The organism is Variovorax sp. OK605 (genome assembly GCF_900115445.1).
GTDB lineage: Bacteria > Pseudomonadota > Gammaproteobacteria > Burkholderiales > Burkholderiaceae_C > Variovorax.
Genome location: NZ_FOWL01000009.1, coordinates 325,233 through 346,205, shown reverse-complemented (window position 1 = coordinate 346,205; position 20,973 = coordinate 325,233). Strand labels below are relative to the sequence as shown.

The 20,973-nt window shown below is 69.9% G+C and carries 18 protein-coding genes; 12 read left to right on the top strand and 6 right to left on the bottom strand.

What is annotated here, in order from left to right; genetic code table 11:
• Nucleotides 1-25: 25 nt before the first annotated feature.
• A complete protein-coding gene (locus tag BM013_RS24570) occupies nucleotides 26-808 on the bottom strand; it encodes an IclR family transcriptional regulator (protein WP_093130257.1) in 783 nt (260 codons plus the stop codon).
• Nucleotides 809-994: 186 nt separating this feature from the next.
• Between BM013_RS24570 and BM013_RS24565 the strand changes: the two genes are divergently transcribed.
• The 5 genes from BM013_RS24565 to BM013_RS24545 are packed head-to-tail and all read left to right on the top strand — an operon-like array spanning nucleotide 995 to nucleotide 5,412.
• Entirely contained in the window at nucleotides 995-2,014 is a 1,020-nt protein-coding gene (locus tag BM013_RS24565) for a TRAP transporter substrate-binding protein (RefSeq protein WP_093130256.1), read from the top strand.
• 43 nt (nucleotides 2,015-2,057) lie between these two features.
• Complete coding sequence (locus BM013_RS24560; protein ID WP_093130255.1) at nucleotides 2,058-2,504, top strand: type II 3-dehydroquinate dehydratase; 447 nt, start codon at nucleotides 2,058-2,060, stop codon at nucleotides 2,502-2,504.
• A gap of 19 nt (nucleotides 2,505-2,523) precedes the next feature.
• Nucleotides 2,524-3,087, top strand: coding sequence for a TRAP transporter small permease (locus tag BM013_RS24555; RefSeq protein WP_093130254.1), 564 nt, complete (start codon nucleotides 2,524-2,526; stop codon nucleotides 3,085-3,087).
• Nucleotides 3,084-4,364: a TRAP transporter large permease gene (locus BM013_RS24550; RefSeq protein ID WP_093130253.1), complete on the top strand. Its 1,281-nt coding sequence runs from the start codon at nucleotides 3,084-3,086 to the stop codon at nucleotides 4,362-4,364. Before BM013_RS24555 ends, BM013_RS24550 begins: the two co-directional genes overlap by 4 nt.
• Nucleotides 4,365-4,389: 25 nt before the next feature.
• On the top strand, nucleotides 4,390-5,412 hold the full coding sequence (locus BM013_RS24545; protein ID WP_371280767.1) for a TRAP transporter substrate-binding protein: 1,023 nt from the start codon (nucleotides 4,390-4,392) through the stop codon (nucleotides 5,410-5,412).
• Nucleotides 5,413-5,505: 93 nt separating this feature from the next.
• Here BM013_RS24545 and BM013_RS24540 read toward each other — a convergent pair whose 3' ends face one another.
• The 4 genes from BM013_RS24540 to BM013_RS24525 all read right to left on the bottom strand — a co-directional run bounded on the left by BM013_RS24540 (nucleotide 5,506) and on the right by BM013_RS24525 (nucleotide 10,743).
• Nucleotides 5,506-8,121 (bottom strand): TonB-dependent siderophore receptor, encoded by a 2,616-nt coding sequence (locus BM013_RS24540; RefSeq protein WP_256221657.1) that lies wholly within the window; start codon nucleotides 8,119-8,121, stop codon nucleotides 5,506-5,508.
• Nucleotides 8,122-8,220: 99 nt separating this feature from the next.
• Nucleotides 8,221-9,231: a FecR family protein gene (locus BM013_RS24535; protein WP_093130252.1), complete on the bottom strand. Its 1,011-nt coding sequence runs from the start codon at nucleotides 9,229-9,231 to the stop codon at nucleotides 8,221-8,223.
• Complete coding sequence (locus tag BM013_RS24530) at nucleotides 9,224-9,736, bottom strand: sigma-70 family RNA polymerase sigma factor (RefSeq protein ID WP_093130251.1); 513 nt, start codon at nucleotides 9,734-9,736, stop codon at nucleotides 9,224-9,226. Before BM013_RS24530 ends, BM013_RS24535 begins: the two co-directional genes overlap by 8 nt.
• A gap of 98 nt (nucleotides 9,737-9,834) precedes the next feature.
• Nucleotides 9,835-10,743: an AraC family transcriptional regulator gene (locus tag BM013_RS24525; protein WP_093130346.1), complete on the bottom strand. Its 909-nt coding sequence runs from the start codon at nucleotides 10,741-10,743 to the stop codon at nucleotides 9,835-9,837.
• Nucleotides 10,744-10,988: 245 nt separating this feature from the next.
• Between BM013_RS24525 and BM013_RS24520 the strand changes: the two genes are divergently transcribed.
• Entirely contained in the window at nucleotides 10,989-11,852 is an 864-nt protein-coding gene (locus BM013_RS24520) for an oxidoreductase (protein WP_093130250.1), read from the top strand.
• 42 nt (nucleotides 11,853-11,894) lie between these two features.
• Nucleotides 11,895-12,404 (top strand): DUF2867 domain-containing protein, encoded by a 510-nt coding sequence (locus BM013_RS24515; RefSeq protein ID WP_256221656.1) that lies wholly within the window; start codon nucleotides 11,895-11,897, stop codon nucleotides 12,402-12,404.
• Nucleotides 12,405-12,408: 4 nt separating this feature from the next.
• Here BM013_RS24515 and BM013_RS24510 read toward each other — a convergent pair whose 3' ends face one another.
• A complete protein-coding gene (locus BM013_RS24510) occupies nucleotides 12,409-15,207 on the bottom strand; it encodes a hybrid sensor histidine kinase/response regulator (RefSeq protein ID WP_093130248.1) in 2,799 nt (932 codons plus the stop codon).
• A gap of 147 nt (nucleotides 15,208-15,354) precedes the next feature.
• Between BM013_RS24510 and BM013_RS24505 the strand changes: the two genes are divergently transcribed.
• The 5 genes from BM013_RS24505 to BM013_RS24485 all read left to right on the top strand — a co-directional run bounded on the left by BM013_RS24505 (nucleotide 15,355) and on the right by BM013_RS24485 (nucleotide 20,949).
• Complete coding sequence (locus BM013_RS24505; RefSeq protein WP_093130247.1) at nucleotides 15,355-15,747, top strand: response regulator; 393 nt, start codon at nucleotides 15,355-15,357, stop codon at nucleotides 15,745-15,747.
• A gap of 59 nt (nucleotides 15,748-15,806) precedes the next feature.
• Entirely contained in the window at nucleotides 15,807-16,850 is a 1,044-nt protein-coding gene (locus BM013_RS24500) for a LysR family transcriptional regulator (RefSeq protein ID WP_093130246.1), read from the top strand.
• Nucleotides 16,851-16,987: 137 nt separating this feature from the next.
• The gene (locus tag BM013_RS24495; protein WP_093130245.1) at nucleotides 16,988-18,583 is read left to right on the top strand and encodes an AMP-binding protein; all 1,596 of its coding nucleotides are present in this window, start codon (nucleotides 16,988-16,990) and stop codon (nucleotides 18,581-18,583) included.
• 14 nt (nucleotides 18,584-18,597) lie between these two features.
• Nucleotides 18,598-19,887, top strand: coding sequence for an acyl-CoA dehydrogenase family protein (locus tag BM013_RS24490; RefSeq protein WP_093130244.1), 1,290 nt, complete (start codon nucleotides 18,598-18,600; stop codon nucleotides 19,885-19,887).
• 48 nt (nucleotides 19,888-19,935) lie between these two features.
• Nucleotides 19,936-20,949 carry a Bug family tripartite tricarboxylate transporter substrate binding protein gene (locus BM013_RS24485; protein ID WP_371271168.1) on the top strand — a complete coding sequence of 338 codons (1,014 nt, stop codon included), beginning with the start codon at nucleotides 19,936-19,938 and terminating at the stop codon, nucleotides 20,947-20,949.
• The last annotated feature ends 24 nt before the right edge of the window (nucleotides 20,950-20,973 follow it).

The window sequence follows — 20,973 nt, the reverse complement described above, 5'->3', positions numbered from 1 at the left end:
GACTCGGCAGGTCTTCGGTGGCTGTTCAGGCCCTGCGCTTGAACATGGCCGACGCACCGCTGGCCAGCGCCACGTCTTCGGCCGACAGCAGCAGCACCGGGCCCAGTTCGAGCATGCGCTCTTCGCTCAGGCGCACCAGCGGCCCGGCGATGGTGATCACGCCGATCACCGCGCCGTTGCCGCTGCGCACCGGCGCGGCCATGGCGGTCATGGCGGGTGCGAACACCTCGTTGATCATCGCGAAGCCGCGCTTGCGTGCCGCGCGCAGGTAGGCCAGCAGGGCCTTCACGGTAGTGGGCGCCTTCGGGCCGTAGTCGTCGGGGTTGCCGAAACCCTGCCTGGCGACCAGCTGCAGCGCCTGCTCGTCGGTCATGGTCGAGAGCCAGGCATGGCCGGCGGAGCTGCACGACAGGTTCACCGACAGGCCCATGTCAGGGTCGTAGCGCAGGCCGCGCGTGGCGCCCTGCGCCTTGGCAACGAAGGTGAGCTCGTCGCCGTCGACCACCGCCAGGCGCACCAGCTCGCCCGACTCGGCGGCCAGCTTGTCGAGCAGCGGCTGCGCCACGTCGACGATGCCGCTGTTGCTCAGGAAGCTCAGGCCCAGCGACACCAGCTTGATGGTGAGCATGTAGTCGCCGTGGCTCTGGTCCTGGCGCACGTAGCCGCAGCGGATCAGTTCGGTCAGCAGGCGGTGCGTGGCGCTCAGCGGCATTTCGAGCTCGGCCGAAAGCGCCGACAGCGCGCGGCCTTCGGGGTGGCCGGCCAGGTGTTCAAGGACCTTGAAGCTGCGTTCGAGTATGGCGGTCATGTCGTTCGAAAGAAAAGGAGGCAGGCGCGGGAGCAGGTGCAACTCTAGCCCTTTTGCCAAGTGTTTTCACTAGTGGAAATACTTTCCACTTCCAAACTAAGATCGCGCCGCCGGAGGTTGGAGGCGCCCGTGGGCCGCCCCGGCGTGCACCCTTCAAACACAGTTCGAACCGCTGGAGATCACATCTTGAGAACGCTTTATCGCTCGCTGGCCGCGGCCGGCCTGACCGCCGCCCTGGGTCTTGCCGTCTCCACTTGCGCCTTCGCGCAGGGCGTGCAGGAACGTGTCATCCGCTTCGGCCACCTCAACAACGCCGACCACCCGGTGAGCTTCGGCGTGAAGCGCTTCGCCGAACTGCTCGCGGCCAAGAGCGGCGGCAAGATGAAGGTGCAGGAGTTCCCGGCCTCGCAGCTGGGCAACGAGATGCAGCAGCAGTCGGCGCTGCAGGGCGGTGTGCAACAGATGTCGGCGCCGGCCACCACCTCGCTGGCGGGCATCGTGAAGGAATTCGGCCTGGTCGACTTTCCGTTCGCGGTCGGCAGCTTCGCGCAGGCCGACGCGCTGCTCGACGGCCCGCTGGGCCAGGCGCTGATCGCCAAGCTGCCCGACAAGGGCCTGGTCGCGCTGGGCTACTGGGACCTGGGCTTTCGCAACGTCACCAACAGCAAGCGCCCCATCACCAAGCCCGAGGACCTGGAGGGCCTGAAGATCCGCGTCATTCCCAACCCCGTGTTCCTGGAGACCTTCAAGGCCTTCAAGGCCAACCCGGTGCCCATGCCCTTCGCCGAGCTGTACGGCGCGCTCGAGGCCAAGGCGGTGGATGGCCAGGAGAACCCGTACGCGGTGATCCTGTCGAACAAGTTCTACGAGGTGCAGAAGTTCGTGAGCGCCACCAACCACGTGTACGCGGCCAACATCGTGCTGGTCAGCAAGAAGTTCTGGGACTCGCTGAGCCCCACCGAGCAGAAGATGATGCGCGAGGCCGCCGACGAAGCGCGCGGCTACCAGCGCCAGGTGAGCCGCGCCGCCGCGCAGCGCGCCGTGGGCGACCTGCAGGCCAAGGGCGCGCAGTTCAACGAACTCAGCCCGGCCGAGCAGGTCCGCATGCGCCAGATCGCCAAGCCCGTGACCGAGCGCTTTGCCGCGAGCTACGACCCCGCCATCGTCAAGCTCTACACCGACGAGCTGGCGCGGATCCGCAAGTAAGACCCCACCGCCACCGCCACCGACGCGCACTGGAAGCACCGCCATGAAGATTCTTGTCCTGCACGGCCCCAACCTCAACCTGTTCGGCCGCCGCGAACCCCACATCTACGGCAAGACCACGCTCGCCGAAATCAACGCGCAGCTGCAGCAGCTCGCGGGCGAGCTCGGCGTGACGCTCGACACCCTGCAGTCGAACCACGAAGGCGACCTGATCGACTTCCTGCACACCAACATCGACGAGGCGCAAGGCGCGCTGGTGAACCCCGCGGGCCTCACGCAGCACGGCGTGCCGCTGCACGACGCGATCAAGGCCATGCCGTTCCCGGTGATCGAGGTGCACATGTCGAACATCGCCGCGCGCGAGGCGTGGCGCGCGCACTCGATCATCTCGCCGGCGGTGAAGGGCACCATCCAGGGGCTCGGGCCGCAGTCGTACCTGGCCGCGCTGCGCGCGCTGGTCGAGTTGAACCAGCAGGCCGCCGCGGCCTGAACGAAGAGAGACCTTCCACATGAACCAATGGATCGACCGGTGCTGCACCGCCGTCGAGGCCTTGATCGCGGCCGCGCTCGCGGTCATGGTCGTGCTGGTCTTCGGCAACGTGGTGCTGCGCTACGGCTTCAACTCGGGCATCACCGTGTCCGAGGAAGTCTCGCGCTGGCTCTTCATCTGGATGACTTTCCTGGGCGCCGTGGTGGCGCTGAAGGAGCACGGCCACCTCGGCGTCGACATGGTGGTGCAGAAGCTGCCGCCCATCGGCAAGAAGATCTGCCTGGCCGTGGGGCACGTGGTGATGCTCTATATCGTGTGGCTGCTGTACCAGGGCAGCATGGCGCAGACGCGCATCAACTGGGACGTGACCGCGCCGGTCACCGGCGCCTCGATGGCGGTGGTGTACCTGTCGGGCGTGGTGTTCTCGGTGCTGGCGGCGTTCATCCTCGCGCTCGACCTGCTGCGCCTGCTCACCGGCCGCCTCGCCGAGAGCGACCTGGTGATGGTGCAGGAGTCCGAAGAGGCGGTGCAGCTGCAGCAGATCCTCGGTTCGCAGGGCGACGCGACCGGAGCGCACAAATGACCATTGCCGTTTTTGTAGGCGCGCTGCTGCTCGCCATGGCGATGGGCATTCCCATCGCGTTCTCGCTGCTGGCCAGCGGCGTCGCGCTGATGTGGCACCTCGACCTGTTCGACGCGCAGATCCTCGCGCAGAACGTGATCGGCGGGGCCGACAGCTTTCCGCTGCTGGCCGTGCCCTTCTTCATGCTGGCCGGCGAGATCATGAACGTGGGCGGCCTTTCGAAGCGCATCGTCGACTTCGCGCTGGCCGTGGTCGGCCATGTGAAGGGCGGCCTGGGCTACGTGACCATCATGGCCGGCTGCCTGCTGTCGGCACTCTCGGGCTCGGCCGTGGCCGACGCCGCGGCGCTCACCGCGCTGCTGCTGCCGATGATGGTCAGCGCGGGCCACGACAAGGCGCGCGCCGGCGGGCTCATTGCGGCCACCGGCGTCATCGGCCCGGTGATCCCGCCGAGCATCGGCCTCGTGATCTTCGGCGTGGCGGCCAACGTGTCGATCTCCAAGCTGTTCCTCGCGGCCATCGTGCCGGGGCTGCTGATCGGCGGCGCGCTGTGGGTCACCTGGGCCTGGCTGGTGCGCCGCGAGAAGATCGTGCCGCCGCCGCGCAAGTCGTCGGCCGAGATGCTCTCGGCGTTTCGCAAGGCGCTGTGGGCGCTGATGCTGCCGGTGATCATTCTGGTGGGCCTGCGCATGGGCGTGTTCACGCCGACCGAAGCGGCCGTGGTGGCCGCCGTGTATGCGCTGTTCGTGTCGACGGTGATCTACCGCGAGATCACCTGGAAGGACCTCTACGGCATCTTCGTGAGCGCCGCCAAGACCAGCGCCATCGTGATGTTCCTGATCGCCGCGGCCATGGTGAGCGCCTGGCTCATCACCGTGGCCGACCTGCCCTCGAAGGTGGTGGGGCTGCTGCAGCCCTTCATGGGCAACCAGATCCTGCTGATGATCGCGATCATGGTGCTGGTGATGGTCGTGGGCACCGCGATGGACATGACGCCCACCATCCTGATCCTCACGCCGGTGCTGATGCCCATCGTGAAGGCCGCGGGCATCGACCCCGTGTACTTCGGCGTGCTGTTCATCATCAACAACTCGATCGGGCTGGTCACGCCGCCGGTGGGCACGGTGCTCAACGTGGTGGCCGGCGTGGGAAAGATATCGATGGACGACGTCACGCGCGGCGTGGTGCCTTTCATGATCGCGGAGTTCGCCGTCATGTTCCTGATGGTGCTGTTCCCATGGCTGGTGACGGGGCCGGCCAGCTTGTTCCATGGCTAGAAAAAACACACAAGGAGACTTCAGCATGAAGAGTTCGACGCAGACGACCAAGAGGATGTTCGTGGCGGCCATTGCATCCCTCGCGGTGGTGGGCATGTCCGGCGCCGTGGCGCAGGTGAAGGAGCGCACGCTCAAGTTCGCGTTCCAGAACCAGACCGGCCATCCGCAGGCGCAGGGCGCGCAGAAGTTCGCCGACCTGGTGGCCGCCAAGTCGGGCGGCAAGATCACCGTGAAGCTGTTCGCGGGCGGCGCGCTCGGCGGCGACCTGCAGACCGTGTCGGCGCTGCAGGGCGGCACGGTCGAGATCACGGTGCTGAACGCCGGCATCCTGTCGGCGCAGGTGAAGGAGTTCGCGGCCTACGACTTTCCGTTCCTGTTCAACAGCGGCAAGGAGGCCGACGCCGTCACCGACGGCCCGTTCGGCCAGAAGCTCATGGCCAAGCTCGAGGACAAGGGCCTGCACGGCCTGGGCTACTGGGACCTGGGCTTTCGCAACCTCACCAACAGCAAGCGCCCGATCGCCAGGGCCGACGACATCGCGGGCCTGAAGATCCGCGTGATCCAGTCGCCGATCTACATCGACCTGTTCAGCGCGCTGGGCGCCAACGCCACGCCGCTGCCGTTCCCCGAGCTGTACCCGGCGCTCGACCAGAAGGCAGTCGACGGGCAGGAGAACCCGAACACCACCATCCTGTCGTCCAAGTTCGCCGAGGTGCAGAAGTACATCACCCAGACGCGGCACATCTACAACCCGCAGGCGCTGCTGATCAGCAGGAAGACGTGGGACGGCATGAGCGCCGAGGAAAAGAAGATCATCACCGAGGCATCGAACGAGTCGACCGCGTTCCAGCGCCAGGCCTCGCGCGGCGCCGCCGACAGCGCGCTCGACGCGCTGAAGAAGGCGGGCATGACGGTGTCGGAGTTGCCGCCCGAAGAAATGGCGAAGCTGCGCACCAAGGTGAAGCCGGTGATCGACAAGTACGCGGCCTCGGTCGGCGACGCGACCGTGAAGGAACTGATGGCGGAGATCGACAAGGTGCGCAAGTAGGCCGAAGCAGCGCAGGCAGCAGAGGCAAAGGAGGCAGCAGAGGTCGCAAAGGCAGCGGGGACAGGCGGGCCCCGGCGCCCGCCCCGTTCAGCCTCAGAACTTGTACCGCGCGATCACCTGCGCATTCCGCGGTGCCCCGTACGTGCCCGAATACCACCAGCCCGACATCGACGCGATGTACTTGCGGTCGAACAGGTTCTGCACGTTGAGCGTGAGCGAAAGCCTGTCGTTGACGTCGTAGCGTGCCATCAGGCTGGCCACCGCGTAGGCGCCCTGCCGCGCGGTGACGGTGCGCTCGATCTGCCAGGCCTCGCCCGTGTAGGTGATGCCGCCGTTCCATTCCACGCCGCCGCCCAGCGTGAGCCGGCGCCATGCGCCGGGCAGGCGGTAGGTGGTCCAGAGCCGGGCCATCTGGCGCGGGAAGGTGGTGTTGATGCGCTGGCCGGTCGCGTCCTTGGAGCTGCTGTAGTTGTACGAGGCCGCCAGGTTCCAGTCGCGCGCCAGTGTGCCGTTGAGTTCCAGGTCGATGCCCTCGGTCCTGGCGCCCTTCACCGCGCGCGAGGCCGTGGTGGTGGTGCCGGGAATGAAGTAGCCCGTGTCGGGCTCCGAGATGTTGTCCTGGCGGATCTGGTACACGGCGGCGCTGCCGGTCACGCGTCCGTCCAGGAAGCTGCTCTTGATGCCGGCCTCGTAGGTGTTGCCTTCCTGCGGGTCGAGCAGGCTGCCGCGGCGGTCGATGGCAGTCTGCGGGTTGTAGATGGTCGCAAAGCTCGCGTACAGCGTGTGGTTGGCGTTCAGGTCGTAGACCAGCCCGGCATAGGGCGTGAACACGCGCCGCTCGGACGAAGGAGAGCTCTCGTCGTAGCCGGCCGTGGTCTTGGTGATGTAGTTGCTGTCGTAGTTCAGCAGCTTGCCGCCCACGATGAGCTTGAGCCGGTCGCTCAGCTGGAAACGGCCCGCGCCGTAGATGCTTTTCTGGCGGCGCGTGCTGTCGAAGGTGACGAAGCGCTCGCCGAACACGGGCGTGCCGCTGTTGTCCCAGCGGTAGATGTTCACGGGCGCATCGCGCAGCCCGGTGATGTCGAAGCTGCCGTTGGTCAGGCTGCGGAAGTCGGTGTAGTCGAAGCCGATCACGGCCTCGTGCTGGCGGCCGAACAGGGTGAACGGGCCGCTGAGCTTCACGTCGACGGTCTTGTTGCGCAGGTCGTAGTCGCGGCGCTCGGCGTTCAGGGAAAGCCCGTCGCCGGTGAACTTGTCGAACAGCTTGCTGTTGACCGCGAGGTACACCGAGTCTTCGCGCTGCGTGGAGCGCAGGTAGTTGGCCGAGAGCTTCAGTTTCCAGTCGTTGGCCAGCGATTGCTCCAGCGTCAGGAAGCCGCTGGTCGACTTGGTGTTGAAGCGGTTGTTGCGGCTGGCGCTGCTGAAGGACACCGGAAAGTCGGTCTGCTCGCCGCTGCTGTTGAACAGCGGATACCCCAGGTACGACAGCGATCCGCGCGAGCGGTTCTCCTGGTGGTCGATGCCGACGGTGAGCTTCAGCGTGGAATTCAGGTCGGCCTCGACCACGCCGTAGAGCACGTCCTTCTTCTTGCTGTAGTTGTCGATGTAGCTGTCGCCTTGCTGGTGCACCGCCACCACCCGGCCGCGCACGCTGCCCGACGCGTTCAGCGGCGCCGAGAGGTCGAGCATGCCGCGCCGGTCGCCCCAGGAGCCGACGCTGGCCTCGGCCGTTCCCTGGAAGGCGGCCGTGGGTTTCTTGCGCACCAGGTTGATCGCGCCCGACGGGTTGCCCGCGCCCGTGGTCAGCCCCGAGGCGCCGCGCAGCACCTCGATGCGGTCGTACAGCGCCATGTCGGCGATGCTCTGCGAGGGCAGCGCGTCGAGTCCGAGGAACTCGGTGTGGGTGCTGACGCCGTCGAGCTGGTAGTTGGTGATGGCGTAGCCACGCGCGCTGGCGGCGGAGCGCTCCGTGCCGAGCACGGCGGTCGAGATGCCCGGCGTGCGCGCCATCACCTGGCTGATGGTGGTGAGGTTTTCGTCTTCCATGCGCTGCTGCGTCATCACGCTGACCGACTGCGGCGTGTCCTTCAGGCTCAGGCCGAGCCCGGTGGCCACGCCGCTCGGACCCTGTGCGGTGTAGGCGCCCGTGCCTTCGGTGGTGCCAGGGCGGTCGGCCTGCGCCGTGACGCGCACTTCGGACAGCGTCGTGCCCGCGTCGGAGGTCGATGCGGACGAGGGGGCGGCCGATGCGGCGTTGCCCTCGGCGGCCACGACGGTCAGCGTGCCGCTGGGCGTTTGCGCCAGCGCGAGCCCGCTGCCGCTCAGCGCCTGCTGCGCGGCCTGCGCCACGGTGAAACGGCCCTGCACGGCGTGGGCGCGGCGCCCGGCCACGAGCGCGGGGGCGGCGCTGATGGTGCGGCCCGCCTGGCGGGCGATGCGCGCCAGCACGATGCCGAGTTCATCGGCCGGCAGGTTCCATTCCATGGCCCCGCCGGCCGCGGCGGGGGAGGCCGGTGAAGCCACCGAATTGGCGGGTGTCTGCGCAAACGGCGTGGTGGCGCATGCGAGCAGGGCCGCCAGGGCCAGGGTGGCTTTGCGCGAGGGAAGGCGCGAGGGAGCGCGTGAGGTCGGGCGCGCGGGCATGGGCGTGGGCATGGACAGGGGCAGGCCGGCGTGCGCGCGGGCGGATGAAAGAAGGGGCAGCGTCACGTCGGACATTCCTCGTCGGTTCTGGTTGATCGAAGCGTTCAACCTGTATGTCCCACGAGGGGGCGCAAACCCGTCAGTTCATTCGTTGCGGTGTGCGCCCTATGCCGTGCGAACGTCCACATGCACCACCCAGTCGCCCCAGCGGCGCACCCGCAGCGGCAGGGTGTCGACCAGCGCCTGCAGCGCGTCCATCGGCCGGTCCAGCGGGTAGACGCCGTACACGCCGACGCGCGCGGCCTGCGGGCTCACGCGCAGGATGGCGGGCGTGTAGGGCCGCAGCGCCGCAATCACGTCGGCCAGCGGCTGGTCGTGCACTTCGAGCACGCCGGTGGACCACGCGCTCGGGTCGACAGGGGCGTTGGACACGGGCAGGGGCTCGATGCGGCCGGCCTGCATCCAGGCGCTGCGTCCTTCCTGCAGGTCGACGGGGGCACCCTCTTGCTGCGCGCTGAGCCGCACGCTGTGTTCCAGCACCGAGACCAGCGTGCGCCCGTCGTCCTGCCGCACCATGAAGCGCGTGCCCGTCGCCTGCACCGTGCCTTGCGCGCTGTGCACGACGAAGGGCCGCCGTGCATCGGCCGCGACCTGGGCGATCAGCGCGCCTTCGCGCAGCCGCACCAGGCGTCGGGCCGGGCTGAAATGCAGGTCGACCGCCGAACGCGCGTTGAGCAGCAGCTCGCTGCCGTCGTCCAGCGTGAAGCGCCTGCGCTCGGCGGTGCCGGTGCGCAAGTCGGCCGCCCACGCCATGAGCGGGGCGCGCCGGTCGGCCCAGAGGCCGCCGCCCGCGGCCGCCAGCAGCGCCACCGTGGCACTCCCCAGCAGCGCGCGGCGGCGGGCACCGTGCTCGGGCGGCGCGCTCAGTGCGCGCACGTGCATCGGCGCGTGGCCGCCGGTCTGCAGATGGTTCAGCGCGGGGGCGATCCGCTGGCTCAACCGCTCTCGCAAGGTGGCCCACGCGGCGGCATGAGCGGGCGCGGCGGCAAGCCACCGGGCAAAGGCCTGGTGGTCGCCGTCGTCGACGTGGCCGGAGTCGAGCCGTACCAGCCAGTCGATGGCCTGTTCGGTGGTGGCATCGAGCGGCGGCGCCGCGTACCCCCGGATCTCAGGCATCGGGCTGCGCCGGGCAGGTGTAGAGGTGCACGATCGCCTGCTTCACGTAGCGCTCCACCGAGGTGATCGACACCCCCATGCGCGCCGCGATCTCGCCGTGCGGCAAGCCTTCGAGCTGGCGCAGCAGGAAGGCCTCGCGCACCTTGGGCGGCAGGCCGTCGAGCCACCGGTCCAGCGTTTCGATGGCTTCGCGCACCAGCGCATAGGCCTCGGGCGAAGGCGCCAGTGCTTCCGGCTGCGCGGCAAGCGCGTCGAGCCACGCGTGTTCCAGTTCGCGCCGGCGCCAGAAGTTGTAGAGCACGCGCTGCGCCAGGGTGGTCAGGTAGGCGCGCGGCTCGCGGATGGCCTGCGCCTGGCCGCCGGTGATGACGCGCACGAAGGTGTCCTGGGTCAGGTCCGCGGCGGTGTGGCCGTCGCCCAGGCGGCGCCTCAGCCAGCCCTGCAGCCAGTCGCGGTGCTCGCGGTAGAGCGCGTCGATCGGGGCTGCCGCAGCGGGGGAGGACATGGAACGAAATTGCCGTCAATGAGAATTACTCTCATTCTATCCGGCGGTCTTCGGTCCCGCCCCTTGGTGCCTTTGCCCCTTGGTACTGCCGTCCAGGCTCAGTGCGACGCCACGTACACCGCGTGCGGCACCGGATCGGGCAACGCAAAGGCTTCGCGCATGCGCTGCGCTTCTTCCGCCGGGCCGCGCCCGAACATGCGCTTGAACTCGCGGCTGAACTGCGAGGGGCTCTCGTAGCCCACCTGCGTGCAGGCCAGCGCCGCCGTCACGCTGTTCCTCACCATCAGCAGGCGCGCCTGGTGCAGCCGCGTCGACTTCAGGTACTGCATGGGCGAGGTGGCCGTCACAGCCTTGAAGTGCGCATGGAACGACGGCGCGCTCATGCCGGCCTCGTGCGCCAGCATGCCGATGTCCAGCGGTTGGGCGAAGCACGCGTGGATCTTGCGGATGGCGCGCGCCACCTTGCCGAACTGGCCCTGCCGCGTGAGCGCCGCGCGCATCGCGCCGCCTTGCTCGCCGCCGAGCACGCGAAAGTAGATCTCGCGCACCAGGCCCGGCCCGAGCACGGCGGCCTCGACCGGCGAGCGCATCACCTCCAGGAAGCGCAGCACCGACTGCGAGAGCCGCGCATCCATCGGCGTGGACATCAGCCCCTTGGGCGCCGCGCGCGTGGGCGCGCCGTGTTCGTCCAGCCGCAGCATGAGCTCGGCGGCCACGTTGAAGTCGAGCCGGAAATAGATGGCCAGCAGCGGCTCCTCGGCGGTGGCGTCGGTCTCCATCGAGAACGGCACGGGCACCGACACCGCGAGGTAGTGCTGCGCGTCGTACAGGTACACCTCGTCGCCGAGAAAGCCGCGCTTGCGCCCCTGCAGCACGATGACGATGCCCGGGTCGTACAGCACCGGGGCGCGGCCCAGCGGGCGGTTCGACCGCAAAAACCGCACGTCGGGCAGCGGCGTGAGGTTGTAGCCCTCGGCGGGTGCGAGCGCGCCGGCCAGCGCCACCATCTGCCGCTGGAGCGCGGCCGCGGGCGGTGCGGGTGACGTCACTGGTGACGGTGCTGGCGGCGGCCTGCGTTTCTTGGAAGGGGAAGGGGAGGGCATGGCGGGCTGTTCCGGGTTGCGTTCAATTTGCCACACAAGCGCCACGACTTCCATCGGCTCATAGTTTCAGGCAAGCAATGCAGGCGACCGGGCATTTCCGGTTTCGCTGGCGATTCCTAGCATCGGTCATCCCCATTCAAGGAGCCGCCATGGCCGTCGCATCGCAAGTCAAGACCTTTCTCATCACCGGCGTGAGCTCCGGTTTCGGCAGCGCATTCGCAAGCGCCGCGCTCGCCGAAGGCCACACGGTCGTCGGCACCGTGCGCAGCGAGGCGGCGCGCACCGCGTTCGAGGCGCGGGTGCCCGCGTCTTCGCAATCACCGGGCCGCGCCCACGCCGTGGTGCTCGACGTGACCGATTTCGACGCCATCGGGGCGGCCGTCGACGCCGTGCAGCGGCAGGTCGGGGCGATCGACGTGCTGGTCAACAACGCCGGCTACGGCCACGAAGGCACGCTGGAGGAGTCGGAGCTCGGCGAGATGCGCCGGCAGTTCGACGTCAACGTGTTCGGCGCCGTCGCCATGACCAAGGCGGTGCTGCCGTCGATGCGCGAACGGCGCGCCGGACACATCGTCAACATCACCTCGATGGGCGGCTTCATCACGATGCCGGGCATCGCGTACTACTGCGGCAGCAAGTTCGCGCTCGAAGGCATTTCCGAGGTGCTGGCCAAGGAGGTCGCGGGCTTCGGCGTGAAGGTCACGGCGGTGGCGCCGGGGTCGTTTCGCACCGACTGGGCCGGGCGCTCGATGGTGCGCGCGGCGCGCACCGTGGCGGACTACGACGCGCTGTTCGACCCCATCCGCCAGGCCCGGCAGGACAAGAGCGGCGAACAGGCCGGCGACCCCGCCAAGGCCGCGCAGGCGCTGCTGAAGATCGTGGCCGACGCGAGCCCGCCCGTGCACCTGCTGCTCGGCAAGGACGCGGTGAAGCTGGTGCGCGAGAAGCTCGCGGCCATGTCGCGCGAGATCGATGCCTGGGAGGCCCTGTCGAGCGCGACGGACCATGACTGAACCCGAACGGCGTCGCACAATGCGGGCATGGCCCCAAACAGCGTGAGAACCGCGGCACTGCCCGCCGAAAGCAGCATCGCCCACCTCTTCGTGGGCGCCGACCTGGCCGATGCCTTCGCCATCGCGCTGCCGGCCGGCGCGCCGCAAGACACCGAGGCGCTCGCGCGTGCGGTGTTCGGCGACCCGGCCCCGTGGTTCCGCGCGCTGCTGGCGCTGCGCGATGCCATCGTGGCGCCGTTCGGCATCAAGACCTCGGCGCGGCTGCGTCGCGAACTCGGCAGCGACGGGGCCGCCACGCACATCGACTTCTTTCCCATCCTGTCGCGCGAGCCCGGCGAGCTGATCATCGGCGAAGACGACCGGCACCTCGACTTTCGCGCCTCGGTGCTGCAGCGCGCGTCGGCCAGCGGTGAAGGGCGCGAGCTGGTCGCGACCACGGCGGTGCATTGCCACAACCTGTTCGGGCGCATCTACATCTTCGTGATCTCGCCGTTCCACCGGCTGGTGGTGCGTTCGAGCCTGTCGCGGGCCGCGGCGCGCGGCTGGCGCTGAACGCTCAGTCAGCCAACCCTGCCAGCCAAGCGCGCTGGCCCGGGTACAGCGCGTCCTGTATCCGCTCGAGGTCCGGCGGCTTCGCAAAGTGCGCGTCAAAGCCCGCTTCAAGCGCCTTGCCGCGGTCCGACTCCTGCCCGTAGCCCGTCAGCGCGAGCAGCACCATGCCCCGGCTGCGCGCATCGGCGCGCACGCGCCGCGCCAGGTCGTGTCCGCTCAGGCCCGGCAGGCCGATGTCGAAGACGCCCGCATCGAAGCGCGTGGTCTCCAGCAGCTCGAGCGCGGCCTCGGCGCTGTCGGCGGTGCTCACGTCGTGCCCTTCCAGCGTGAACCAGTCGGCCAGCACCACCAGCGCGTCGCGGTTGTCGTCGACCAGCAGCAGCTTCAGCCTCGGCCGCGTGTCGGCCGGCGTGACGGCAGCCGGCAGCACCGCCGGCGCCTCGTCGCGCGCCAGCGGCAGCCGCACGGTGAAGCTGCTGCCTTGGCCGGGGCCGTCGGAGTGCGCCTCGATGGTGCCGCCGTGCAGCCGCGCCAGGCTGCGTGCAATGGCCAGCCCGAGGCCCAGCCCGCCCGCGGCGCGCTGCAGCTGCTGCTCGCCCTGCACGAAGCGCTCGAACACCTGCGACAGCAGCTCGGGCGCAATGCCGATGCCCGCGTCGGCCACGGTGAGTTCGGCGTGGCCGTCCTGCGCGCGCAGCGCGATCTCGATGCGCTCGTCGGGCTGGGTGAACTTGGCGGCGTTGTTCAGCAGGTTGCCCACGATCTGCGCCAGGCGCAGCGGGTCGCCGTGCACGGTCACCGGCGCGGCCGGCAGCGACACGTGCGGCATGTGGCCGCGCGCGTGCAGCGCGGGCAGCGTGAGCTCGATGGCCTTGGCCACCGTGTCGCGCAAGTCGATGCGCTCGGGCCGCAGCACGATCTTTCCGGACACGATGCGCGAGATGTCGAGCAGGTCGTCCACCAGCCGCGACAGGTGCTTCACCTGCCGCTCGATGATCTGCCGCTCGCGCGGAAACGCCGTGTTGTCGCGCCGCTCGATGAGCGTGAGCGCCAGCGAAATGGGCGCGAGCGGGTTGCGCAGCTCGTGGCCCAGCATGGCCAGGAATTCGTCCTTGGCCTTGCTGGCCACTTCGGCCTGCGCCTGTGCCTGGCGCGCGCGCGCCAGCAGGCGCACGTTGTCCAGCGCCAGTGCGGCGCGCTGCGCCAGCTCGCCGATGAACGCGCCGTCCTCCGGCCCGAAGCGCCGCTTCGAGCGATCCTGCAGGATCGCCATGGCGCCGATGGTGCGGCCGCGCGCCACCAGCGGCACCACGCAGCCGGCGCTGATGTCCAGCGCCTGCACGAAGTCGAGCAGCTGCGGGTCGAAGGTGGCGAGCAGGCCCGGCTCGTCCAGGTTGTGAAGAAAAGTCTTGCCGGTGGCAATGGCCCACGGAAAGAAGCCGGGCACGCCGGCCGGCGCCTCGCGGTTGCCCACCATCGCGGCAATCTGCGCGCCGCGCGCCGGGTCGGCGTGGTGCGTGAGCTTGCGCTGCAGCACATCGTTCTCGTCCAGCAGGTCGATGCGGCAGAGGTCCGCCACGTCGGGCACGATCACTTCGGCAATGGCGTGCAGCGTGGAGTCTTCTTCCAGCGAGCGCGACAGCGCCGCGCTGGCGCTCACCAGCCGCTCGAGCCGCAGCTGCGCGGCCTGGGCCGCGGTGCGCGCGTCGCGCTCGGCGCCGAGCAGGCATTCGCGCTCCACCTCGTGCTGCAGGCGCTGGGTGGCGGCGGAGGCCAGCGCCTGGCCCACGGCGTCGATTTCGGACACGCCCGAGCGCACGCTCGCCACCGGCTGGCCGAGGCCGAGCGCGTCGGCGCTCTGGCGCAGGCGGGCCATCGGGCGGGTGATGCTGCGCGACATCCACCAGGCGGCCACGCCGCCCAGCAGCAGCGAGATCAGCAGGCCGCTGCCGTAGGCGATGAGCGTGCGGCGCATCGCGTCCTCGGCCACCACGGTGGGTGCCCCCAGCGCCACGGTCCACGGCGCGAAGTCCAGGCGCGACACGGCGGTCTGCACGTGCGTGCCGTCCACGTTGCGCGTGGTGCCGACGAATTCCTGGCGGTCGCGCCGCGAGCCGAGCAGTTCCTTCAGCGTGTCGCTGGGCGCCTGGCCGCGAAAACGCTCGTCTTCGCGCGAGCGCGCCACGCGCAGGTCGTTGGAGTCGAAGATCGACACGGCCCAGCCCTCGGGCACGCGCTGGCGCGTCAGCACCGCGTGGATGGCCTCGGGCCGCACGATGGCCGTGAGCACGTAGCGCACCTCGTCGTTGCGCAGCACCGGCACGCGCACGGCAAACGCCAGGTTGCCGCGCGGCCCGGGAATGAGCGGGCCCACCGCCGGCTGCCCGGTGCGCACCACCTGCGCCAGGCTCGCGGCCTCCACCACGCCTTCGCCCGTGCCGGTGACGGCGCCCTCGGTGCTGAAGATGACCTTGCCGTTGGGCGCCACCAGCAGCACGCCGCGCCACTCGGGGTGCGAGGCGCGCAGCCCCTTCGACAGCAGCAGCGCATCGACCAGGCCCGAGGATTCCGGCGCGCCGAGCGGCTCGGTCAGCGCCAGGGCCTGCAGCGCGGCCACCGTGAGCCGCAGTTCGCTGTCCACTGCCGTTGCCAGCGCGCGGGCCACGCCGAGCGTGGAGGCCTGGGTCTGTTCGCGCTGCCCCTTGAGCAGCCCGTGCAGCGCGAAGCCGCAGACGATGGCCAGCGGCAGCAGGGCGGCGGAAGCGACCAGCAGGAGCCGGGCCGACAGGGTGGGGGTGCGCATGGAAGGACGGGCGGGGCTTGGGCGTTCTCGAAGAGCCGATATTGTGGCGCGGCGCGGGCCGCGCGGGCGCCGAATGCGATGGCGCCGCCAGCCGGACGGGACCTTCGCTTACAGGCCCCCGCGCGCGAAAGAACGACTGTGCAAGCCATGAAACTTGCCGTCTACATCGTCGAGGACGAGCCCGCGATCCAGGACAGCCTGAAGGTCGTCATCGAGGGCTACCTGCGCGCCGAGGTGATCGGCTCGTCGCCCTCGGAGGCCGAGGCGATCGCGTGGCTGCACGCCCACGACGGCGGCTGGCAGCTGCTGGTGGTCGACCTGAAGCTGGCGCAGGGCTCGGGCCTGGGCGTGCTCGCGGCGGTGGCGGGCGCGGGCCCGCGCGGCGAGGGCTGCGCGGTGATCGCGCTCACCAACGCCGCCTCGCCCGGCAACCGCGCGGAGTGCCTGCGCCTGGGCGCCGACGCGGTGTTCGACAAGACCGAGGAAATCAACCAGTTCCTGGCGTACTGCGAACAGAAGATGCCCGGCGCGGCGTCCTGAAGACGGCAAGAAAAGCAGGGCGAAAGGAGGGCGCGGCCTGGGTACAGAATCGCGGGGCCATGGAACTCCGATCCCTCCGCTATTTCATCGCCGTGCTCGAGGCGGGCAGCCTGTCGCGTGCCGCGGGCGCGCTGTATGTCGCGCAGCCGGCGCTCACGGCGCAGATCAAGAAGCTCGAGGTCGAGCTCGGCACGCAGCTCTTCGAGCGCTCGCACGTGGGCGTCACGCCCACGGCGGCCGGGCTGCAGCTCTACCAGGACGCGCGCAGGCTGCTGTCGGACGCCAGCGCGATGCGCGAGCGCCTGCAGCGCGCGCCCGACGGGCCCGAGGGCTCGGTCACGGTGGCGGTGCCGTTCCTGCTGGCCTCGCTGCTGCTCGGGCCGGTGCTGGCGCGGCTGAAGCAGTCGCACCCGCGCATCCGCGTGTTCGTCATCGACGACCTGAGCCTGATGGTGCGCAAGGCCATGGTCGAGCGGCGCGCGGACATCGGCTTGCTGGTCGACACCGAATACGTCAACGGCCTCGACGTGAAGCCCTTCGCGCGGGAAGCGATGTTCGTCTGCGGCCACGACGCCGACGGCAAGGTGGCGGCCATGACGGTGCAGCCCGCCGGCAGGAAGGCGGCGAAAGGCAAGGCCGCCGCGGTGCAGCGCCCCGAGCTGCCCTTCGCCCGCGCGGCCAGCCTGCCGCTGGTGCTGCAGTCGCGCCGCTTCAGCATTCGCGCGCAGGTCGAGCGCACCGCGGCCGACCTGGGGCTGGAGCTCAACATCGCGCACGAGCACGACTCGGCGCGCGTGATCCGCTCGCTGTACCTGGCCGGCGCGGGCTTCACCTTCTCGCCCGCCTGCGCCATGGGTGACGCGTCGCCAGGCGGCAAGCAGTGGCTGGTGGCGCGCGTGGTGCAGCCCGACCTGGCGCGCACCTACTTCCTTGCGACTCCGTCGGCGCGCGAGCCCGACCCCGCGACCCAGGCGGTGATGGACGTGCTGGTCGACGAGACGCGCCGCATGATCGCGTCGGGACGATGGGAGGCCGAGTTTCTGTTCGGCAAGCGGCGCACGCCGGCCACGCCGGGCACGCCGGGCACGGCCGCCAGGCCATAGCGCCGGACGCGCCGAGCCGGCCGGGCCATCAACCTTTTTGATGGCCGCGCATCAGCAATCCGTATTTGTTGTTGCGCGCCTTGCGCTGCCAAAGTCGTCTCCATCCCGTGCCGTGGCACGGGCATCCAGGAGACAACTTGCAAACCACAGCCCCCCAGATAGACCCGCAGATCGCCCCCGGGATCGCCAACGTCGGCGAGCTCGCATCCCGCGCCGCCCGCATCCACGCCAAGCGGCTGGCCGTCACCAGCGCGCAGCGCTCGGTGACCTACGAAGAACTCGAGCAGCGCTCCAACCGCCTGGCCAACGCGCTGTGCGGCCTCGGCCTGCAGCGCGGCGACCGCGCGGGCGTGTACCTGCCCAACTGCATCGAGATCGTCGAGCTCGAACTGGCCTGCTACAAGGCCGCGCTGGTGAAGGCGCCGATCAACGCGCGGCTCGCACCGGTCGAGGTGGCCGAGGTCATCGCCAACAGCGAGGCGACGCTGATCGTCACCACCGCCGAGCGCGCCGAGGGCTTCCTGCCGCTGCTCAAGGGCGCCGCGCCGCGCCTGCTGCTGCTCGACGCCGCGGACGGTTCGCCGGCGTCGTACGAAGGCATGCTCTCGCGCGCCAGCGACCGCTTCACGCCGGCGCGAGTGCGCGCCGACGAGCTCGCGGTGCTGCACTACACCTCGGGCTCCAGCGGCGTGCTCAAGGCCGCGATGCAGACCTTCGGCAACCGGCTCGCGCAGCTGCGCAAGTTTTTGATGCGCGCCGACAACCTGCAGCCCGGCGACCTGCTGGGGCTGGTGGGCCCGATCACGCACGCGTCGGGCATGCAGCTGGTGCCGGCGCTGTGCAGCGGCGCCACGATCCGGTTGTTCGGCGGCTTCGACCCCGGCCGCTTCATCGCCGAGATGAAGCGCGAGCGCGTGACCCACACCTTCATGGTGCCGACCATGATCAACATGCTGCTGGCCGAGGTGCAGGGCCGCTACCGTCCGCTGCCCGACCTGCGGCGCCTGGGCTACGGCGCCGCGCCGATGGCGCCGGCCCGCATCATGCAGGCGATGGACGTGTTCGGCCCCGTGCTCTCGCAGGGCTACGGCGCGGGCGAGACGACCTCGGGCGTGTGCGGCCTCAGCGTGGAAGACCACCTGTTCGCGCGCGCCGCCATGCCCGGGCGGCTGGCGTCGTGCGGCCGGCCGTTTCTCGAGTCGCAGGTGGACATCGTCGATGACGAAGGCCAGCCGGTGGCCACCGGAGAAATCGGCGAGATCGTGGTGGGCGGCGCGGACATCTTCGCGGGCTACTGGCGCGCACCCGAGCTCACGGCCGAGGTGCTGAAGAACGGCCGCTATCACACGGGCGACCTGGCGCGCGCCGACGACGAGGGCTACATCTACATCGTCGACCGCAAGAAGGACATGGTGATCAGCGGCGGCTTCAACGTGTACCCGTCGGAGGTCGAGGCGGTGCTGTACCAGCACGCCGCGGTCGACGAGGCCTGCGTGTTCAGCGTGCCCGACGACAAGTGGGGCGAGGCCGTGGCCGCGCACATCGTGCTGAAGCCCGGCGTGGCCGCGGACGCGGCCACGCTGGACGCCTTCTGCGCCGAACGGCTCGCGGGCTTCAAGCGCCCGCGCCGCATCGAGTTCGTCGAGGCGCTGCAGAAGAACGCCAACGGAAAGATCGCGCGCAAGCTGATCCAGTCGCCGTACTGGGCCGGCCACGACCGCCGCGTGAACTGAGGAGCCGCACTGCCATGAACACACAAGTCATCTCATCCGAACCCGCGGCCACGGCCACGGCCACGGCCACGGCCACGACCGCGGTCGCAACCACGGCCACCGCTGCTTCCAGCGTGCGCTCGCCGCTGTTCGACGGGCCCTTCGAAGGTTCGGAACGCGCGGCCGAACTGATCGCGCGCATCGGCGATTTCCTGCACGGCGAACTGGCCGCGCTGGTGCGCGAGGAGGGCATCGACCACGAGCACGGCGCCGACAGGGCCACGCTGCAGCGCGTGTGGCGCCGCTCGCACGAGCTGGGTTTCTACGGCATGACGCTGCCCACGCAGATGGGTGGCCTCGGGCTCTCGCTGCTCGACCACGTGCTGATCAAGGAGTCGATCTACGCGAGCGGCTCGCCGCTGGCGCCGCACGTGTTCGGCGAACTCAGCGGCCCGCCGCGCGTGGGCGCGCTGGCGCGCTACGCCACGCCGATGCAGCTCGCGAACTTCATCGTGCCGGTGGCGCAGGCCGAGAAGGCCATCTGCTTCGCGCTCACCGAGACCGAGGCCGGCTCCGACCCCGGCGCGCTGCAGACGCAGGCGCGCCTCGAGGGCGACACCTACGTCATCAACGGGCGCAAGCGCTTCATCTCGGGCTCGCCCTTCGCGGACTTCGCGGTGCTGATGGCCTCCACCTCCGACAGCCCCGAGCGCCGCGAGATCTCGGCCTTCTTCGTCGACCTGCGCCAGGGCGGTGTGGAGGTGAAGGCCGGCTACAAGACGATGGCCGGCCAGTCGACCACCGGCGACATCCTGCTGACCGACTGCCGCGTGCCCGCGGCCAACCTCATCGGCGAGCCGGGCCGCGGCCTGGCGCTGGCGCTGGGCCGCATCACCGTCAACCGGCTGCTGCATTGCCCCGGCATGGTGGGCCTGGCCACCGTCGCGCTGAAGGACGCACGCGACTACGCGCGCACGCGCCGCCAGTTCGGCCAGCCCATCGCGCAGTTCCAGGCCATCCAGCATTCGCTGGCCGACATGGCCACGCAACTGGCCGCGGCGCGCGCGCTGATGCTCTCGACAGCGCGCCAGCTCGACGCGGGCGGCGACGCGCGCGCCGATGCGTCGATGGCGAAGCTGTTCTGCTCGGAGGCGGCCTTTCGCATCGCCGACGCGGCGGTGCAGATCCACGGCGGCGAGGGCATCGTGCAGGGCCGGCGCGTGGAGTTCCTGTTCCGCATGCTGCGCATGTACCGCGTGCTCACGGGCACCAGCGAGATACAGAAGAACATCATCGCGCGCGAGCTGCTCGGCGAGGCGCCGTAGGCCGGGCCCGAACGAAATACAAGACCAAACGATCCGGAGACAAGCGAATTGAACAACGACCTCATCGACCTCAACGGCTGCATCGACCTTTCACGCCGCGCGCTGTGCCGCGCACTGGCCGCATCGCCCCTGCTGCCGCTCGCGAACGCCGCCCGGGCCGCCGACCCCTGGCCCAGCCGCCCCATCAAGTGGGTGGTGCCCTACCTGGCCGGCACCGGCCCCGACACCGGCGCGCGCATCCTCGCCGAGGCGGCAGGCCGCCTGCTGGGCCAGCCGATCATCATCGAGAACAAGGGCGGCGCGGCCGGCAACATCGGCGCGCGCCAGGTGGCCCGTGCCACGCCCGACGGCTACACCTGGATCTACTCGGCCGCGCCCATGGCCGCGAACGTGCTGATGTACCGCAGCCCCGGCTACGACGTGATGAAGGACTTTCGCCACGTCATGCGGCTCACCACGTCCGACGTGCTGCTGGTCGTCCACCCCGCCTCGGGCATCGAGACGCTGCAGGACCTCATCGCCAGGGCGCGCGCCAATCCCGGCAAGCTCGACTACGCCTCGGGCGGCGTGGGCACGCCCTCGCACCTCGGCGTGGAGCTGTTCCTGAATGCCGCCGGCATCAGCGCCACGCACGTGCCGTACAAGGGCGCGTCGGAGCTGGTCAATGCGGTGCTGGGCAGCCAGGTGGGCTTCGGCATGCCGATCTTCGCGGTGGCCTACCCGCACGTGAAGGCCGGCAAGCTCAGGGCGCTGGGCGTCGCGGCGGGCAAGCGCAACGCCAGCCTGCCCGACGTGCCCACGCTGGCCGAGCAGGGGCTGAAGGGCGTGGAGCTCACGTCGTGGGGCGGGCTCTCGCTGCCGGCCGGCACCGCCGACCCGATTGCCGCGCGCATCTACGAGGTGTTCAGCCGAATGCTCAAAGACCCACGGGTGATCGCGGCGATGACGGAGCTGGGCAGCCAGGTCACGCCGTCGACGCCGGAGGGCTATCTGCAGGTGATCCGGCATGAGATCGAACTGACGGGACGGATGATGAAGAGTGCGAGCATTGCGCCGCTGTAGGCGGGCATTTGGCCTACTCGGAGC

Excerpts from the sequence above, each read along its gene's own strand:
- BM013_RS24570 (WP_093130257.1), bottom strand. The coding sequence starts at position 808 with ATGACCGCCATACTCGAACGCAGCTTCAAGGTCCTTGAACACCTGGCC.
- BM013_RS24560 (WP_093130255.1), top strand. The coding sequence starts at position 2,058 with ATGAAGATTCTTGTCCTGCACGGCCCCAACCTCAACCTGTTCGGCCGC.
- BM013_RS24555 (WP_093130254.1), top strand. The coding sequence starts at position 2,524 with ATGAACCAATGGATCGACCGGTGCTGCACCGCCGTCGAGGCCTTGATC.
- BM013_RS24550 (WP_093130253.1), top strand. The coding sequence starts at position 3,084 with ATGACCATTGCCGTTTTTGTAGGCGCGCTGCTGCTCGCCATGGCGATG.
- BM013_RS24545 (WP_371280767.1), top strand. The coding sequence starts at position 4,390 with ATGAAGAGTTCGACGCAGACGACCAAGAGGATGTTCGTGGCGGCCATT.
- BM013_RS24535 (WP_093130252.1), bottom strand. The coding sequence starts at position 9,231 with ATGCCTGAGATCCGGGGGTACGCGGCGCCGCCGCTCGATGCCACCACC.
- BM013_RS24530 (WP_093130251.1), bottom strand. The coding sequence starts at position 9,736 with ATGTCCTCCCCCGCTGCGGCAGCCCCGATCGACGCGCTCTACCGCGAG.
- BM013_RS24525 (WP_093130346.1), bottom strand. The coding sequence starts at position 10,743 with ATGGTGGCGCTGGCCGGCGCGCTCGCACCCGCCGAGGGCTACAACCTC.
- BM013_RS24520 (WP_093130250.1), top strand. The coding sequence starts at position 10,989 with ATGGCCGTCGCATCGCAAGTCAAGACCTTTCTCATCACCGGCGTGAGC.
- BM013_RS24510 (WP_093130248.1), bottom strand. The coding sequence starts at position 15,207 with ATGCGCACCCCCACCCTGTCGGCCCGGCTCCTGCTGGTCGCTTCCGCC.
- BM013_RS24505 (WP_093130247.1), top strand. The coding sequence starts at position 15,355 with ATGAAACTTGCCGTCTACATCGTCGAGGACGAGCCCGCGATCCAGGAC.
- BM013_RS24500 (WP_093130246.1), top strand. The coding sequence starts at position 15,807 with ATGGAACTCCGATCCCTCCGCTATTTCATCGCCGTGCTCGAGGCGGGC.
- BM013_RS24490 (WP_093130244.1), top strand. The coding sequence starts at position 18,598 with ATGAACACACAAGTCATCTCATCCGAACCCGCGGCCACGGCCACGGCC.